The sequence below is a fragment of the Psychrobacter sp. JCM 18901 genome (genome assembly GCF_000586435.1).
GTDB lineage: Bacteria > Pseudomonadota > Gammaproteobacteria > Pseudomonadales > Moraxellaceae > Psychrobacter.
This window is the reverse complement of record NZ_BAWH01000003.1, coordinates 94,202-111,350: the sequence shown is the minus strand read 5'-3', so window position 1 is coordinate 111,350 and position 17,149 is coordinate 94,202. Positions and strand designations below refer to the sequence as shown.

The 17,149-nt window shown below is 42.7% G+C and carries 7 protein-coding genes and 9 pseudogenes; 6 read left to right on the top strand and 10 right to left on the bottom strand.

Annotated features, from left to right (window positions below):
* Positions 1 to 50: 50 nt before the first annotated feature.
* The 4 pseudogenes from urtE (at position 51) to TT11_RS04120 (ending at position 3,594) form a co-directional block, all read left to right on the top strand.
* Positions 51 to 750 (top strand): annotated as a pseudogene (gene urtE, locus TT11_RS04135) (urea ABC transporter ATP-binding subunit UrtE).
* A 305-nt stretch (positions 751 to 1,055) separates the two neighbouring features.
* Positions 1,056 to 1,941: pseudogene (lgt, locus tag TT11_RS04130) on the top strand (prolipoprotein diacylglyceryl transferase).
* A gap of 148 nt (positions 1,942 to 2,089) precedes the next feature.
* A pseudogene (locus TT11_RS04125) lies at positions 2,090 to 2,957 on the top strand (thymidylate synthase).
* A gap of 64 nt (positions 2,958 to 3,021) precedes the next feature.
* Positions 3,022 to 3,594: pseudogene (locus TT11_RS04120) on the top strand (dihydrofolate reductase).
* 134 nt (positions 3,595 to 3,728) lie between these two features.
* Here TT11_RS04120 and uvrC read toward each other — a convergent pair.
* Both uvrC and TT11_RS16995 read right to left on the bottom strand, forming a co-directional pair.
* Positions 3,729 to 5,575 (bottom strand): annotated as a pseudogene (uvrC, locus tag TT11_RS04115) (excinuclease ABC subunit UvrC).
* Positions 5,576 to 5,731: 156 nt separating this feature from the next.
* Positions 5,732 to 7,254: pseudogene (locus TT11_RS16995) on the bottom strand (DUF3360 family protein).
* Positions 7,255 to 7,767: 513 nt separating this feature from the next.
* Between TT11_RS16995 and TT11_RS04100 the strand changes: the two are divergent.
* Positions 7,768 to 8,328, top strand: a complete 561-nt coding sequence (locus tag TT11_RS04100; protein ID WP_102092092.1) for a DUF4442 domain-containing protein — start codon at positions 7,768 to 7,770, stop codon at positions 8,326 to 8,328.
* Positions 8,329 to 8,552: 224 nt separating this feature from the next.
* Here the strand turns inward: TT11_RS04100 and rplS are convergent, their stop codons facing one another.
* The 4 genes and pseudogenes from rplS to rpsP form a co-directional block, all read right to left on the bottom strand.
* Positions 8,553 to 8,972: a 50S ribosomal protein L19 gene (rplS, locus tag TT11_RS04095; protein ID WP_101205948.1), complete on the bottom strand. Its 420-nt coding sequence runs from the start codon at positions 8,970 to 8,972 to the stop codon at positions 8,553 to 8,555.
* Positions 8,973 to 9,177: 205 nt separating this feature from the next.
* Positions 9,178 to 9,940, bottom strand: a pseudogene (gene trmD, locus TT11_RS04090) (tRNA (guanosine(37)-N1)-methyltransferase TrmD).
* A 77-nt stretch (positions 9,941 to 10,017) separates the two neighbouring features.
* Complete coding sequence (gene rimM, locus TT11_RS04085) at positions 10,018 to 10,551, bottom strand: ribosome maturation factor RimM (protein ID WP_101205950.1); 534 nt, start codon at positions 10,549 to 10,551, stop codon at positions 10,018 to 10,020.
* A 164-nt stretch (positions 10,552 to 10,715) separates the two neighbouring features.
* Positions 10,716 to 10,986: pseudogene (gene rpsP, locus TT11_RS04080) on the bottom strand (30S ribosomal protein S16).
* Between the two features lie 427 nt (positions 10,987 to 11,413).
* Between rpsP and TT11_RS04075 the strand changes: the two are divergent.
* Positions 11,414 to 12,890 (top strand): annotated as a pseudogene (locus TT11_RS04075) (ATP-binding protein).
* A 38-nt stretch (positions 12,891 to 12,928) separates the two neighbouring features.
* Here TT11_RS04075 and TT11_RS04070 read toward each other — a convergent pair.
* The 4 genes from TT11_RS04070 to TT11_RS04055 form a co-directional block, all read right to left on the bottom strand.
* Positions 12,929 to 13,108 (bottom strand): hypothetical protein, encoded by a 180-nt coding sequence (locus tag TT11_RS04070; RefSeq protein WP_057761990.1) that lies wholly within the window; start codon positions 13,106 to 13,108, stop codon positions 12,929 to 12,931.
* A gap of 177 nt (positions 13,109 to 13,285) precedes the next feature.
* Positions 13,286 to 14,983, bottom strand: coding sequence for an ATP-binding protein (locus TT11_RS04065; protein ID WP_261869168.1), 1,698 nt, complete (start codon positions 14,981 to 14,983; stop codon positions 13,286 to 13,288).
* A 311-nt stretch (positions 14,984 to 15,294) separates the two neighbouring features.
* Entirely contained in the window at positions 15,295 to 16,011 is a 717-nt protein-coding gene (locus TT11_RS04060; protein WP_058023509.1) for a response regulator, read from the bottom strand.
* A 633-nt stretch (positions 16,012 to 16,644) separates the two neighbouring features.
* Positions 16,645 to 17,061: a F0F1 ATP synthase subunit epsilon gene (locus TT11_RS04055; RefSeq protein ID WP_261869167.1), complete on the bottom strand. Its 417-nt coding sequence runs from the start codon at positions 17,059 to 17,061 to the stop codon at positions 16,645 to 16,647.
* Positions 17,062 to 17,149 lie beyond the last annotated feature (88 nt).

Genomic DNA, 17,149 nt, shown 5'->3' with positions numbered 1-17,149 from the left:
GAATATTCCCTTTGAAATATTAGAAAAGTTTTAGAGTTTAGGAGACAGCCATGTTACAAGTGAACGATATCAACCAGTATTACGGCGGCAGTCATATTTTACGAGATGTCTCGTTTACAGCGCCTGTAGGCGCATGCAGCGTGGTACTTGGACGTAACGGCGTAGGCAAAACCACGCTACTTAAATGCTTGATGGGGATACTACCGATTAAATCAGGAGAGATTTTGCTCAATGATAAAGACATCAGCAAGATGTCTCCAGAGCAACGTGTCCGAGCAGGTCTAGCTTATGTACCACAAGGTCGCGATATTTTTTTCGACACTGACGGTAGAAGAAAACATCTTGATTGGTATGGCCAAGTTTTCACGCAGCAAGGCCAAACATGTACCCAAGCATCTGTATAATATTTTTCCAGTACTAGATGAGATGAAGCATCGGCGCGGTGGTGATCTGTCTGGTGGTCAGCAGCAGCAGCTTGCTATCGCCCGTGCCCTAGCCTCCGAGCCGACTGTGTTAATTTTGGACGAGCCAACTGAAGGTATTCAGCCCTCTATCATTAAAGATATTGGCCGAGTTCTACGAGACCTAGCAGATAAAGGTGATATGGCCATTGTACTGGTTGAGCAGTTCTATGAATTTGCCGAAGAGCTTGCTGACAATTACACCGTGCTATCACGCGGCAAAGTAGTGTCACAAGGCGCTGGCGATACGATGGTTGAAAACAAAGTACAAGATCTGGTCGCTATCTAATTTCTTTTAATAATAGATGTAATAATACAAATTGGTAGTGAACGCTCGATAATGCTAAAAATGGCACTTTTATCTCAAGCTACTAGCTACCAAGATTACATATCATCACGAAAACACTCCTTAATTAAAGTCATTTTTTTCACCTCACTTCTTATCTTTTTTGACTCTTAGCCTATACATTCTGTATCATCTCAAAGAATCAAATTACTCATACACTCTGATTGGCACTAGAGCAATTATGTATGCCCAGCGAACGAAATTTGCTATTATAGTCAGCATTTTATTATCAATATTATGATGCCTTTATGATGATTCATCCTCAGTACGATCCTGTAGCATTAGCAGTTGGACCTGTCGAAGTCCATTGGTATGGGCTGATGTATTTGTTGGCATTTGCCGCCGCCTACGGACTGGCGTGGTATCGCAGTACCAAACGTGAAGGCTGGACGACAGATATGGTTTCAGACTTGGTGTTCTTTGGCGCACTTGGTGTGATATTAGGTGGCCGTGTCGGCTATGTATTGTTTTATCAGTTCGGTGAACTGCTCCAAAACCCTGCCTATCTGTTTAAAGTCTGGGAAGGCGGTATGTCATTCCATGGTGGCCTGATTGGTGTCATGTTGGGTATGCTGTATTTTGCCCGCAAATATAAAAAGACACCTTTCCAAGTGCTCGATTTTGTCGTTCCCTGCGTACCAACTGGTTTATTGTTCGGACGTATTGGTAATTACATCAATGCCGAACTATGGGGCCGCGTCTCTGATGGTGGCTATAACTGGTTGACCTACTTCCCGCAGGCCGCTAGCGTTGATATGCAGCAGCTACAAGCCAATCCTGCGCTACAAGACCTGATGACTGAGGTCAATGGCCAGTACCTGTTGCCTCGTCACCCGTCGCAACTGTATGAAGCCCTTGCAGAAGGTCTACTGTTATTTCTATTCTTGTGGTGGTACTCATCGAAGCCCCGTCCTCGTATGGCAGTGACTGGTGTCTTTATGCTTGGTTATGGCTTTAGCCGTTTCATCATTGAGTTTTTTTCGCCAGCCAGACATCGACCAAGGATTCATCTTGCTAGGCTGGATGACCAAAGGTCAGATACTAAGCGCCCCAATGATAATTATCGGTCTGTTCTTGATCGGTTATGCCTATAAACGCGGCATCTACGACTGGGGTAAGCAAGCTGCTTATTAAGCCTACCTTTTTGTGATAAAGGTTGATGACTTAAAATAGGATAAGCTGTCAGAACACCTACCCTAGCAATACTTTTAATAATGACAGTGTATATATCGACTATCCATCTAGCCTGTATGTACTGTCAGCAGTAACTAAAGAGCATTTTATGATCAATGGCACCCAAAGTAATAACGAGCAAGGCTATTTAGATTTGCTACGCCACGTTCTCGACAATGGCGCCGAAAAAGGCGATCGTACTGGTACTGGTACGCTTAGCCATTTTGGCGCACAGCTACGCTTTAACTTAGCAGATGGCTTTCCACTGCTAACGACCAAAAAGGTTCACTTTAAATCTATCGCTTATGAGCTATTATGGTTTTTAAGTGGCAGCACTCATGTCGATTATCTACAACAGAATAATGTTCGTATCTGGAATGAGTGGGCAACAGCAGAACAGACCGCACGCTTCAACAGACCTGCTGGCGATTTGTCCTATCTATGGTCATCAATGGCGTAACTATGGCGCGACCAAAAATGAAGATGCCAGTTATAACGCTGATGGCGTCGATCAAATCGCACAGGTCGTTGAACAGATAAAGACCAATCCGAATTCACGCCGTTTGATTGTTTCTGGCTGGAATCCAGGTGAAGCAGAGCAAGTAGCCCTACCACCATGTCATACGTTATTTCAGTTCTTTGTCGCAGACAACAAGCTGTCATGCCAGCTGTATCAGCGTTCGGCTGACTTTTTTTTAGGCGTGCCTTTTAATATTGCGAGCTATGCGCTATTGACTCATATGGTCGCGCAGGTATGTGGTCTAGAAGTTGGAGAGTTTGTCTGGACAGGTGGTGATTGCCATATCTATCAAAACCACCGTGAACAGGCTGAGCTACAGTTAACACGCTCGCTATATAAACTGCCGACATTGTCTTTGAATCCTGATGTTAAAGACATATTTGCGTTTGAGTACGAAGACATTAACGTCAATGACTATGAGTCGCACCCTGCTATCAAAGCCAAAGTTGCCGTATAAAGTTAGTCTGGTTAACTACGCTAAATAAAAGCAAAATTTAAGAATATAATAAAAAGGATATATTATGAGCTATGCCCATACCGAAGTTGCCCAAATCGCTGCTATTAGTAGCAATCGTTGTATCGGCAAAAACAATGAGCTACCGTGCATATCTCAGCAGATTTGCAACATTTCAAAAGCATGACGACCAAAGAAAATGATAGTAAGATTCAAGGTATTGTGATCATGGGTCGTAAGACATTTGAGTCAATGGGTAGCAAACCATTACCAAAGCGTGTGAGCTTCATTGTCACGACACAGATGGACTATGCTGAGACAAAAGGTCTTGCAGATAGCAGCAATGCTTATGTGGTACACAACTTAGATGACGCACTGACACAAGCAGCTAGCCTGGCTCATGGCGCGCATCTCGATACGATTTGGGTAATTGGCGGCGAGCGTGTATTTAGTGACGCTCTGATGTACACCGACCGTATTGAGCTGACTCATGTAGATACTGATATTGCTGACGGCGATGCATTTTACCCTGATCTGCCAGAACGATTTAAAGTAGCAGACGAATCTGAGCAAATGCACGATGAAAAAAAGTGATTTAAGCTTTAAGTTTACCACTTATAAAGTAGAAACTGATAAGTAGTAAAAGCCTATTGAAAAAGGGGCAGTCTTGGATAATTTTACTTATCCAAGACTGCCCCTTTTTTTGTTTAATGTTCATACAGCCTTTTACATAACTAACAAGATAAGAACTTCTGTTTGGTAATATCTAATCTATTACTCATGCAATACCTTGTACACCGTTTTTGCGAGTACTGGTCCGATGCCTTGTACGCCTGCCAACTCTTGCTGTGAAGCACCAAGCAGCTGCTGCATACCACCAAAGTGATTGAGCAAGTCACGACGACGTTTCTCACCCAGTCCCGGTATCACCTCTAGCACTGATGATGAGCGACGCTTATCGCGTTTTTTTACGGTGAGCGGTAATCGCAAAACGATGCGCCTCATCACGAATATGCATCAGCAAATGCAATGCTTTGCTATCCATCGGTAGATCTAACGGCTCGTGATCTAAAAAGTGCAATACCTCAAGCCCAGCCTTGCGCCCTTCCCCTTTTGCCACACTGATGAGCAAGGTGTCGCCAAGAATACCCAATTCAGTCAATACTTCTTTGGCAATGCCAAGCTGACCTTTACCACCATCAACCAATAGTAAATCCGGCAATGGTTGTTTCTTGTAACGCCGAGTCAGCACTTGTTTCATCGCTGCATAGTCATCGCCACCTTGGATATCATGGATAGCATACTGACGGTAATCACGACGGCGCGAGCCACCTTGGTCAAACACCACGCAGCTACCAATGGTCGCCTCACCCATCGTATGTGAGATATCGAAGCATTCAATACGATCAATCGTCCGATCAGTGACAGTCGCCAGTACGTCTTTTAGCGCACCAAAGCGCGCATGTAGCTCTAGATAATCGCCAAGCTTGGTTTTTAATGCATTACTGGTATTTAGTGTTGCTAAGTCCAGCCACTCTGAACGGTGCTCACGCACATTGGTCTTGATGACTACTTTATTACCGAAATGCGTTGCCAATGCTTCACTTACTGCCACTTGATCTGGTATCTGATGGCTCAATATGATTTCAGCGGGCAAATCATCGGTCACTTGGAAATAAAATGACGTAATAAAAGCCGATAAATTATCTGCTAACGACTCACTACCATCCACATCTGGGAAATAATTTTTTTCCACCCAATACACGTCCACCACGTACCGTCAGTACGTTCACACAGGTCATGCCAGCCTGACTGGCAATCGCAATCACATCTGCCTCACCTTGTACGGTATAGACTGCTTGCCTTGCTTGTACTTCACGTAGCATGGACAGCTGATCGCGATAAAATACCGCCTTTTCAAAATCTAACGCTTCAGCTGACGCTTCCATCTTTTCAATCAGCGTACTATGGATGTCACTAGAGTCGCCTTTTAAAAAAACGGATGGTATTGTTCACATCTTCTGCGTACTCTTCTGGCGATACCAAACCGACACAGGGCGCACGGCAACGTTTGATCTGATACTCAAGCAAGGACGTTGACGCTGCTTAAAAAAGGTATTGGTACATTGACGCATTTGAAACATCTTTTGCATCAAGACCAACGTTTCTTTTGCCGCATGTGCAGAGGGAAACGGGCCAAAGAATCGACCTTTTTGATGATTGCCTTTGCCGCGACCGTAAGCCAAACGTGGATAAGCTTATCGGCTGAGATAAATACATACAGATAGGATTTATCATCACGCAGCAGCACATTATAAGGTGGACGATGCTCTTTGATTAGATTCTGTTCAAGCAACAGCGCTTCGGTCTCACTACGCGTAATGATAGTCTCAATATTATGAATCCGCGCCACTAGCGCCCGCGTCTTTGGATGATCAATCGTCTTGGCAAAATAGCTATTTACTCGGCTTTTTAGCGACTTAGCTTTACCAACGTATAAGATGTCGCCGTTCTTACCCAGCATCTTATACACCCCTGGCAAGTTAGGCAGGCGTTTAATCAGATGCTTAAGACGGGCTTTTTTTATCATCGACAGGACTCGATTCTGAGACATTAACCATAGAATTTATTGCTCTTAAAAATCTTAGTAATACTGCTAGTTATGGGGCGGGAGTCATTGTTTTACAAGCCAATTATTATCGCAGCGCTACCCATAAAAAAAAGCCAGCTTTCGCCGGCTTAGTTTGTTCTATTATCGTTTATTCAATCACATACTACTAATGACGGAAGTTTGCCATCAGTGCTGGGATACCCGGCAGCATACCGACGATAGCCATGACACCTGTCAGTACCACGAACATAATACCCGGTATGATCCAGCGGCTCATCTTAGTCAAATTCGCACTACGTTCTTTAGAGCCAATCAAGCCCAAGTTATCAAGCAACAACGTGAGCGACCAACCAAAGGCAGGATTCACCAATGCAGAGGCAAAGACCACAATCGCAGCAGACTGCGTGGTTTTACCTTCACGCGTCATCTCCATACCAGCTTCTAGTAATGGAATAAACACCCCAACGATCAAGGCCACACACATCACTGGTTGCCAGATGGCTAAATCCATTGGATAGCCCCAAACCCCTGCGATAATACAAAATAGAGCCGTCAATAAAGCACCGGCAGGAATTGGACGTTTAGCAATCGCCGCAGGAACAATATACGTTCCCCAAGATGACGCAAAGTTGGAGCCGCCCAATACAGAGCCGACTACCTGACGAAATGAAGCACTGGTCATAGTGTCATCAATATCCATAAGCACTTTTTCAGTACGCTTAGGATAGCTGATTTTTTTGGAACACCTGATGGCCCAAGAAATCTGGCGACCACATTGCCACGGCCAAAATAGCAAACGGCAGTACTACAATGAAGCTTTCAATCGTCGGCAGACCTAACATCCAACCTGTGTTTTCGCCCCACCAATACATTGGATTCATGTTTGGTAGACCTGGCGCTGTTTTGAACTCAAAAGGTGCGCCCAATGCAAATGCAAGACCTCCACCTAACACACAGCTTAGCGGAACCGCGAGCCAGCGTTTTTGCCAATGCTCAAGCAATGCATACAGCAGAATAGTCGCCAGAATAATAAAGAAAGCGATATGCGACATGCCAATCCCTTCTGCCCAAGCAAAGAGATTTTTGACCTGTGATGTGGTTCCGATAAAGCCCAAGTAAATCAATAGGCCACCGCACACACCTTTACTGGTTAAGTTGGCTAGTAGACTCCCCCCTTTACTAATCGCGAGGAGCAGACCAAAAGCACCGATAAGCAAACCAAAGGCCATCGGGTGCCCACCAGCTGCTACCACAATAGGAATCAAAGGAATAAGTGGACCGTGAGTACCAGCAAGGTTGGCCGTCGGCAATAAAAATCCCGAAAATAAGATAATAAAGAAGGAGACGATCAATAGCTCGTAGCGTACGTTTTCTAGAACAAACGCATCACCTAAGCCGAGTGGACCTGCAAAGGTTGCTGCAATGGCGCCCACCATAACAACTTTACCGATGGTCGCGGCCATTGCTGGAATAGTATCTTCGTATTCAAAACGGTAATCACGGAATGGTAAATTAGGACGCCAGCGTTTCGGCTGCATGATTTGTAATTCATGGTTTAAGTAAGCATCACGACTGTCAAAACTAGAACTGGCTTATGCAAATCTACATAACTGCCTTGTACTTGACTGTCGTGGTTTACGTTCGAGGTCGGCGGATTAGACCTGAAGAGGGGGTCTGAGGGTTACTCATCACATTTCCTTGTGTCGATTACGTCTTTGATTGACTGCACACGCTCTGCTCTAATGTCATAGACCAAAGCGCCTATTACAAACTGCGAACTATTGTATGCCAAGACTTGATGAAATGCGAACCTAAAACCATTTAAAGATACTATGTATCTCATTATAACATATAAACTAAAGTTTTCATTTAAGACAAAATTGACCTTAATAGAAAACCATGAGGAAAAAATCTCTCTGTTATAGACTTTGAATTAGGATAAACGACCGTTTTATTGATAACAATTTACATCTAGGTGGATTTTTATCACATAGATGAATAGCAAAGATAGTTATAATAAATAATGATCGTTACCTGTAAGTGGGCATAAATATGTCATTTCGGTTACGCTTTAGAGCTAGCGGGCTGGGTACTTTTTAATTATGATAAATACTTTTTATCGATTTATTTCCCAGTGATACTGTGTAAAACCGCATTATTGATACAATCAAAAAAATTGAGAAAAGGCAACAGGACAAGTTTATGAGCGTATTACCTACCAACCTTGAGACTTTGAAACGTCGGGCCAAGCAAAGCATCATGCCATTGCTGACACCGCATTTATTAAAGCTACGCCTTAATACTTATGCACCATACATTGGCGCAGGTATCAAAATCGATCATATTAGTCTCGATCAGGGTTTGTGCGTGGTCAGCATGGGACTAAACACTCTGAACAAAAATATCGTCGGTACTCAGTTCGGTGGTAGCTTATATTCAATGGTTGACCCTTTTTATATGCTTATGCTGATGCATCAACTGGGTAGTAATTACGTGGTGTGGGACAAAAGCTCACATATTGATTTCATTGCGCCTGGCAATAGCAAAGTCACTGCACGCATGAAAATACCTAGCTCTGAAATTATTACTATTCAAGATCTAGCAAAAGAAGGCGAAGCGGTATTCCGTGAATATAAAGTCGATATCGTTGATGAGCAGCAAAAGCTCATTGCAACCGTTACCAAGACTTTATACATTAGACTGCGCAAATACAGTAAGTCCAAAGAGCAAGTCAACCGCATCGATACATTTGATGCTCAATAAACTTTGGCTTATAACTGGCACTATCAGAGCTGATAAAACTCAAATTATTAATGCTATACATACAAAAACCCCAATCTAGCTTTCGCATAGATTGGGGTTTCGTCTTTTTTGGTATGGCCCGCTTATTTATAAATAAACCTATGAATAAGGGCTTGTATCTACTATTACCTTGTCTTGAGCCAATCCTAAAATTATAGGACTAACTCAAAACGGCAAACTTGTGCTTAGATACCAGGTGCAGTATCAACTGCATCAGGTACACCAGCGTCAGTTTTTTTCTGAGCTGGACGTGGCGCAAGTTTTTCGCGGATACGTGCTGATTTACCAGAACGCTCACGTAAGTAGTACAGTTTCGCACGGCGAACAGCACCGCGGCGTTTCACTTCAATGCTATCGATGATTGGTGAATGCAATTGGAATGCACGCTCAACACCAACGCCGCTTGAGATTTTACGTACGGTAAACGCTGAGTTTAGACCGCGGTTACGCTTAGCAATTACAACGCCTTCAAAAGCCTGTAAACGCTCACGCTCACCTTCACGTACTTTTACTTGTACCACAACGGTATCGCCGGGTGCAAAGTTTGGGCGCTCAAGCAATTGAGCGTTTTCGATGACCTGAACCAATGGATGCTTGTTGCTCATGAGAGTTATCTCCTCACATTAGATAATAGAGGCTTAACGCATATCACCTGTTTGTAATAATTAATCGCATCTCTTTATAGTGAGACACAACGTAAATGGGTTATAACCAACGGCCACTATGTGATGACTCGTTTTATTATTGCTCAAAATTCTGTTTCTTAACTGTTTATCAAACCTAGTAACAATAAAGTCAGATTTTAAAAACCTACTTTTTATCTGCTTTGGCCAATGCTTTCAACCACTTCGCTTGCTCTACCGTTGGGGTAAACGCTTGCCATAAGTCTGGACGACGCGTTTGCGTACGACTGACTTGCTGACTAAAACGCCACTTAGCGATATTGGCATGATGACCTGAAAGTAATACCTCAGGAACCGCCATACCCGCAAACTCATGCGGCTTAGTATAGTGAGGGCAGTCAAGCAAGCCATCGACAAAAGAGTCTTGCTCCGCTGACTTATCATCACCCATGATATCGGGCAGACGACGTATCACACTATCCATCAGCACCATTGCTGGCAACTCGCCACCAGTCAACACGTAATCACCTAACGATACTTCCATATCGACATATTGTGATAGTAAACGCTCGTCAATACCTTCATAACGACCGCATAATAAAATCATGCCATCGTAATCAGTCATATTGACTACGCTACTCTCACTAAGCGTCTGTCCTTGCGGTGACATATAAATCACCGGACAGTGCTCACTATCGACACGGCAACCATGTTGACTGGCACGCAATCGTGCATCCTCAATGGCTTTCGATAATGGCTCAGCATCATCACCATCCCAGGACCACCCCCATAAGGCGCTCATCAATACGGCGATAGTTATCGGTGGTATAATCACGTGGATTAATGCATTCAATCGTAACTTGCTCTTGAGTCACTGCTCGGCCCGTGATTCCAAATTCACGAATCGTGGCAAACATCTCAGGAAAAATACTAATTACGGCAAAATACATCTGATGTCTACTTGCGTTAAGGCTAAAACAATCGGTGTAAGTAATAATAACGTCTGACTAAAAAGCCAGAAACGCTATTAGTAATCACTCGGCCATGCCACAAGCACTGTTTTTTCAGTCATATTGACTTCTATCACAGTCTGCTTATGCCATGGAATCAGGCGTTCTTCATTGTCCAAACTGTCTGAATTTGCCGTTACACGCATGATGTCATGGGCACCGGTTTCAAACATTTCAGTGATATTACCTAGATACTCATCCTGCTCGTTCATCACTCGCAGACTGACCAAATCCGACCAATAATATTCGTCTTCAGCTGTTTCAGGCAGGACGTTTTGTTCGACCCAAACGGTAACACCGTTCATAGTCTCAGCAACATTACGATCAGGAATCTGCTCAAATTGAGCCACAATTCCTGTTCCTTGCTCACGCCAAGCTTTCACAGTCAAAGGTTTCATGCCAGTGGCAGTTTTCATCCACCACGGCTTCATGTCGAATATTGCTGTACGGTCATCCGTATCACTGAATACCCAAAGCCAGCCTTTAATGCCGTAAGGCTTCTTAAGCTGACCAATTTTCATAAGGGCACTAGCGTTTGGAACAGATGACATAGCAGCTAACCTAACAATGATTAAAACAGCAATTGCAAAAACAATTGCGTCAAAAGCGATAAACAGTTAATGGCGCACCCTGGTTAGACAGTTACGCTATGTATTCTAAAGTCTACTGAATCAACTTGTAGTTAGACTATAAGTGGCTCAGTAACAGCAAAAACTTAAGCAGTTGCTTCAGTTTGAGCTGCAGACTTGTTGTAAGCTTTTGCTAATGAAGCAACGCGATCTGAAGGTTGTGCACCTTTTGCGATCCACGCATTGTACGCTTCCATGTTTAGGCGTACTGCTTCTTCAGACTCTTTAGCGAGTGGGTTAAAAAAAGCCGATGTTTTCAATATAGCGACCGTCACGCGCGCGGCGTTGATCAGCAACAACTACTTGATAAAATGGGCGTTTCTTGGCACCGCCCCGTGCTAAACGAATAACAACCATGTGAATTCTCTCTTTCGCAGGTATACCAAAAAGGGCATAATTATATCACAGTCTTTATTTGTTGAAAACATAAACTGTGCATATTTAATTATTTATTAACAATAGCTTAAATGTCGACCTAAGTAAAATATAACTGATGATAATGGCTTATTTTTAAATTTTTTTCTTTAGATTCTATAAATTACTATCGCTCTCTCTGAAAAACAGATGGTTGCTAAATACATTTATCCTTAAGCTTAACTTTATATCTATTCCAATAACTATTTGGCTCGCTCGTCGATTGCATACTGTATCAGTACTATTTATTGATTATGCTATTCTATGATATACCGCTATAGATTGATGCACGGACTAGCCTTAAGGCAATCGTATTCAAAGAGCTACACGCTATATCATAATAACTTTTCTTTTACTCTGTTGGACCCATATGATCTCTCCAAACCCAAAGCCGCGTCGTAAAGGTTGGCTGCCACGCTCTTATTCCAACACTTGGCTAACAACCTTGATGGTTGCCTTTATCGTGCTTATTAGTGTGAGCTTATCAATTTTGTTCTTTTGGCGCAGTCTGTATCTGCCAGAGTTAAAAAAACCATGCGCGTTATTTGACGAGTGAGTTGCAGCTGATCAATAGTGCCAACAAAGACTGGCAAGGTCGTCCCGAAGTACGCCAATGGATTTACCAGCACTCTCATGTCGTCGTGGTAAATAATCCGAGCGACTTTCCAGAAGTCGCTGACAAGCCATTCGTGAGCTTTTTTACGGACGTACTACAACGTGAAATCGGTGCGCAGCTCGGTCGTCCTGTAGAGGTCTATTTTAAATTTAAGCCAACGCCGCAGCTATGGGTACAAGATAGCCGTGATGACAGTTTTTGGGTGCGTGAGCCTGTGGTTTACTATTCACAATATAGCCCGACATTACTGGTGCTATTTTTGATTGGACTGCCTATCCTATCGTTACTCACGATTATTCTATTAGCCCGTCAATTAAATCGCCCGCTACGCTACCTACAGCGGGCAGCTACTAATTATATTCGTCTCGGTCATGCAACCACACTGCCAACTCAGAAAGGCCCCACAGAAATACGTCAAGTTAATATGGCATTTAACCGACTGTTTACGACCTTAAACCAAGCGCAAAAAGAGCGAACAATCATGCTTGCCGGCATCTCACATGATTTGCGGACGCCGTTGACACGTATGCGCTTAACCGCAGAAATGCTACCAGATGATTTCTTCCGTGAAGGGCTGATTTACGATATTGAGGATATGGATGCTATTTTAGAGCAATTCATCTCGTTTATGAAAGATGGTTCTGATGAGCCAGTCAGCTTGACCAACCTAGACACTATATTTAATGAAATCATGGTGCAGTTTGCGCCAATGAAGTTTGTATATGAGTCAGAATGCGACAAGGTTGTTCCTGTACGTCCATTATCCATCAAGCGTCTGATTATCAACTTGGTTAATAATGCCAATCGTTATGGAAAGCCACCAATTTATTTATCGGCAACGGTTGTACCAACATTTATAGAAACTATCGAAGACGAAGATACGGATGTGGTCAGCGAAAATGTGGTGAACAAAGAAGCTCAAGAACAACTAGTGATTTGTGTACGAGATTGCGGTGATGGCGTCGCCGACGATCAATTAGAGCGGATTATGCAACCGTTCGAACGTGGAGAGACGGCACGGACTACTCAAGGTAGCGGACTAGGTCTTGCGATTGTTGATCGTATTGCACGATTACATCACGGTACCGTCGAAGCCATTAACCACCCTGAAGGTGGGCTACAAGTATGCGTACGTATTCCCCTACTCTCCAAAGTTGCTGGAGATACGACATTAGCGGCTGACGTAGAAGAGGTATCTGAGGTAGACAGTACGGTGACAAATTCAAAATAGCGATGAAACTTTAATTTGAATAAGCAAAGAGGTCAACGCTAGTCTTTGCTACCAATAGCCGGTGGAATATACTCAGCACTGTTAGTGAAAGCTAGTGGCTGGGTAATTTCAGCCTGAGCTGTTTGTAGTGTTTGGGTCGTTGACGGCTGTTTTAAAAATAAATAATAGCCTAGCGTAATCGCATTCAACACTACCAAGCCACCAAATAAATATGGCATCCTATGCCTCCTATGACATTGTCCAACTGCCTTAAAAATAGCGACAAGCGCGTCACCTAGCTATAAAGCGCTATCTTTTTATACCATTAAGATGCCGCTGATTCTCTTTAGGAACATGACTAATAATTATGGCGTAGTATGATAACTTAGTCTTATAGCTTAGCCGTATAACTTGGTCTAATCTGACAACTTAGTATCGAAGTCGCGCTCGCTTTTCTCCTGCGTCAATTCATCAGCAGCCAGAATTTGCGTCAATGGTTTGATAGGCCATGTCATCACAAACCTTGCACCGCCCAACTCACGACTCTCATCTACTTTCATACTACCATTAAACCAAAATGCAATACGCGATACAATAGACAAGCCTAGACCATAGCCACCTGACGCGCGTGTACGGCTGTCATCTAAGCGTGAGAATGGAATGAATACTTTTTCGCGATCTGCTTCAGGAATACCATGTCCATCATCTTCGACACTGACGAAGCATTGCCTTTTTTTGACACCTGCACTAATGATAATGGTTGTTTCTGCATAGCGTAACGCATTACCTGCAAGGTTCTGAATCACACGGTGTAAGTAGCGTCTATCCGCAACTGCTGTGACTTTTGCATTTGGTAAACTGGTTACTATTTTGATAGATTTACCTAGCGCATTGGTTTCGCGCTCGATCTGCTCTAACAGCTCTCTTAAGTTTACTGGTTCTAAATCTAACTTTGGTGACCCTTCCTCAAGCTTAGCATAGGTCAAAATCTCATCAATCAAACCATTAAGCGATTCAATATCTTCATCAATATAGTCACGCTGCATAAAACGTGAGTCTTCGTCATCCGTATCAGCAAGCATATCTACGGCAAATCGAATACGAGCCACTGGCGTACGAAGCTCATGTGAAACCGCTCGGGTAAGCTCTCGCTGTGATTCAATCAAACGCTTAATATGCGAGGTCATGGAATTAAAAGTTGCTGACAAACGTGCTATTTCATCTTGACCAATAACTTGTACTTGAATATCAAGGTTACCTTGACTGACCTCATTCACACCTACCTGAATCAATTGCAGCTTACGCTCAAGCGGGAAGATGAGTGCATATACACCTAAGCTAATTAGGAACATACTGATAAGAATCATACTAATAATTAAGTTAAGCGGGAACCAGTTGAACAACGGCACAGGACCAATCAATATCGCCATATCATTGATTTCAGACGGTACCACTACTCTAATAGATGAGTTACTTTTGCTGCTATTAGTATCTTGCAATGAGATAACCACTTCGTCACGGCGCAAACGCGACATCTGATCTGAATCCAAATCGAGCGTATTGACAGCAGTAAACGCTAAAGGAAAAGAAAATTTCTCCTCTAACTCTGCTAGACGCGCACGCTTATCAGACAAGGTCATCTGATAGGACAAATCATCTAGTAAAAATATTGCGATAGCTCGTACTTGCTGCTCTGTGACTTGCGATATTCGCGCGGTCAACACGTTCTCATTGTCTGGCAGACGATAATACACATCTGCATAGACAGGTTGGCTCATATAACGAACCACTGTGGCATCGCTCTTAAAGCGTCTTAATTCACTGGCAGTAAAGTCTACCTCATCGATAGGGACAATCTTAAACGTTGAACCAAATAGACTACTGGCATCAGACAGCCAATACTCACGATCTTCTTTAGTATCTTGATGAGAGATACCTTCACTTACTAAATGAAACGCCCCCATCGCCATACTCTCGCGATAGGACTGCACACGTTCCTTATTGATGGTGTCCATCAATAACTGCGCAAACAATGCTACGCATAAACAGACTATAAGCAGTCCAGCATAGATACGAACAAAAATACTGTGTTTTAAAGAAGAGACTAATGACATACGTGCCGTGACCAACTTAATAGATAGAGAGTGCCGATATCATTCGCTACATAGTGAGCGCCATATACTGATATCGAGTATTATCAAATAGAGATAGACTTTGACTACTGCAGTCTAATTAATCTGCAATAATCGCCCAAATATAGATACAAGTCACCCATATTCGATCAGTGTCTATAATAATGGGTTAATTAAACCACATAACACTGCATTTAAGTTCAAAAGTTAAAATTTAGCCACAAAAAAACCAGCAAAGATGCTGGTTTTTTCGAAAATGACTAATAATTAATCGCTACGTAGATGCAGTAATCTTAGTTGCCTTCTTTCACAAACAGATAACCTTTACTACGTACGGTTTTGATACGCTTTGGATTTTCTGGATCATCACCGATTTTTGGACGAATACGTGAAATACGCACATCAATTGAACGATCCTGACCATCATACTCAATACCACGTAGACGCTCAAAGATATCTTCACGAGATAAAATGCGACCTGCGTTAGAAGCAAGTAACCACAATAGATCATATTCAGCGCTAGTAAAATCAACCAGCTCATCACCTAGATTGACTGAGCGACCACCGTTGTCAATGACTAACTCGCCAAACTCTAAACGCTGCGGCACATCTTCTGATGGTGCGTTTTCTGAACGACGTAATAAAGCACGGATACGAGCGAGCAATACGCGCGGCTGAGCAGGTTTGGCGACATAATCATCAGCACCCATCTCTAGACCCAATACTTGATCCATATCTTCGGTACGCGCAGTCAGCATCAAAATAGGATTTTGATAGTGCGGGCGAACTTCACGGCAAACTGTCAATCCGTCGCTACCAGGTAGCATGACATCAAGTACGACCATATCTGGTTGTTCATTGACAATGCGGCGAATAGCACGGTTACCGTCAGTTTCAATTGCCACTTCTAAACCATTTTTGACCAAGTAATCTTGAGTCAACATGGCCAGACGCTCATCATCTTCAACAATCAGGATTCGGGGGGTGTTGTCTTCTTCAGTCGTTGTCATTGTTATATCCTCTAATACATCTAATTTAAAAGCAGTAAAAGTAAGAGCGGTAAAATTAATAGCACCATAAAGCGGTACAATTGATGTTCGTATAGCTGTTACAAAGTTGGTAGCACAGTATACTATTAAACCTACAGCTTCCTATACTATAGCTGATAGTCGTTAACAAAACCTATAAACTACCTCTAATAAAACTTTAGTTTGCGTCCAAGAATAATCCTACCTATCTCAATAATAGGCAGTAATTTCGTTTTCGTTAAATACTTACAACCAGAGCGCATCTTAATAACCAATGTTAGTGTCTTACATCGCACAGACGCACCACAGTATCACTCCATACTTACGATATTTCATAGTCTAATATAACCACATATTACCCTTACTGCTAGTGGCATTTTAAGGAAATCCAATATTATCTTGTTCTCAAACGATAATTAACGGAGGCTCATAAAATACTTATCTGTCCAAACACTGATATAAGTAAAAGTAGCAGCCATAGCATTGGCAAATTCAAACTAACAGACATAAAAAAAAGCAGCCCATATAATGGACTGCTTTCTGTCTTCAACTACACTGTTAGCTTCAGATAACTATCTATCGCTAACAGTGATAACTATAACTAACAGTGATAAATTACACGCGATTTTTGTACTTGCGAATAGTCTGTAGCTGTCCTACTGACTCTGCAAGTGAGGCTAAAGCTGCATTAGTCTGTAGTGTATCAGACTGGTTTACTAGCATTTGCTCAGCTTTCTTGCGAGCTTCGACAATCTTACTTTCATCAAGATTGCTTGCACGCATAGCGGTGTCAGCCAATACGGTAACCATCTTAGGTTGTACTTCTAGTACACCACCTGAGACATAAATTATTTCTTCTTCACCATTTGGTGTTTGCACTCGCATTGCACCTGGCTTTAACAAAGTAATAAGCGGTGTGTGACCTGGCAATACACCAATCTCGCCTTCGGTACCAGTAGCTATTAACATGCTAATTTCGCCTGAATACAACTCTTCACGAGCACTTACGACGCGACATTGTAACGTTGCCATACTTAATTCCTTACCATCAAAGCGCGATCAAAAAACAGTAAAACTGCGATGCGTTACTGAAGAGTAGATACAAGGTTTATATTATATC

Bases quoted from the DNA above. Each gene is read 5' to 3' on its own strand.
- TT11_RS04100 (WP_102092092.1), top strand. From the start codon at position 7,768: ATGAGCGTATTACCTACCAACCTTGAGACTTTGAAACGTCGGGCCAAG.
- rplS (WP_101205948.1), bottom strand. From the start codon at position 8,972: ATGAGCAACAAGCATCCATTGGTTCAGGTCATCGAAAACGCTCAATTG.
- rimM (WP_101205950.1), bottom strand. From the start codon at position 10,551: ATGTCATCTGTTCCAAACGCTAGTGCCCTTATGAAAATTGGTCAGCTT.
- TT11_RS04070 (WP_057761990.1), bottom strand. From the start codon at position 13,108: ATGCCATATTTATTTGGTGGCTTGGTAGTGTTGAATGCGATTACGCTA.
- TT11_RS04065 (WP_261869168.1), bottom strand. From the start codon at position 14,983: ATGTCATTAGTCTCTTCTTTAAAACACAGTATTTTTGTTCGTATCTAT.
- TT11_RS04060 (WP_058023509.1), bottom strand. From the start codon at position 16,011: ATGACAACGACTGAAGAAGACAACACCCCCCGAATCCTGATTGTTGAA.
- TT11_RS04055 (WP_261869167.1), bottom strand. From the start codon at position 17,061: ATGGCAACGTTACAATGTCGCGTCGTAAGTGCTCGTGAAGAGTTGTAT.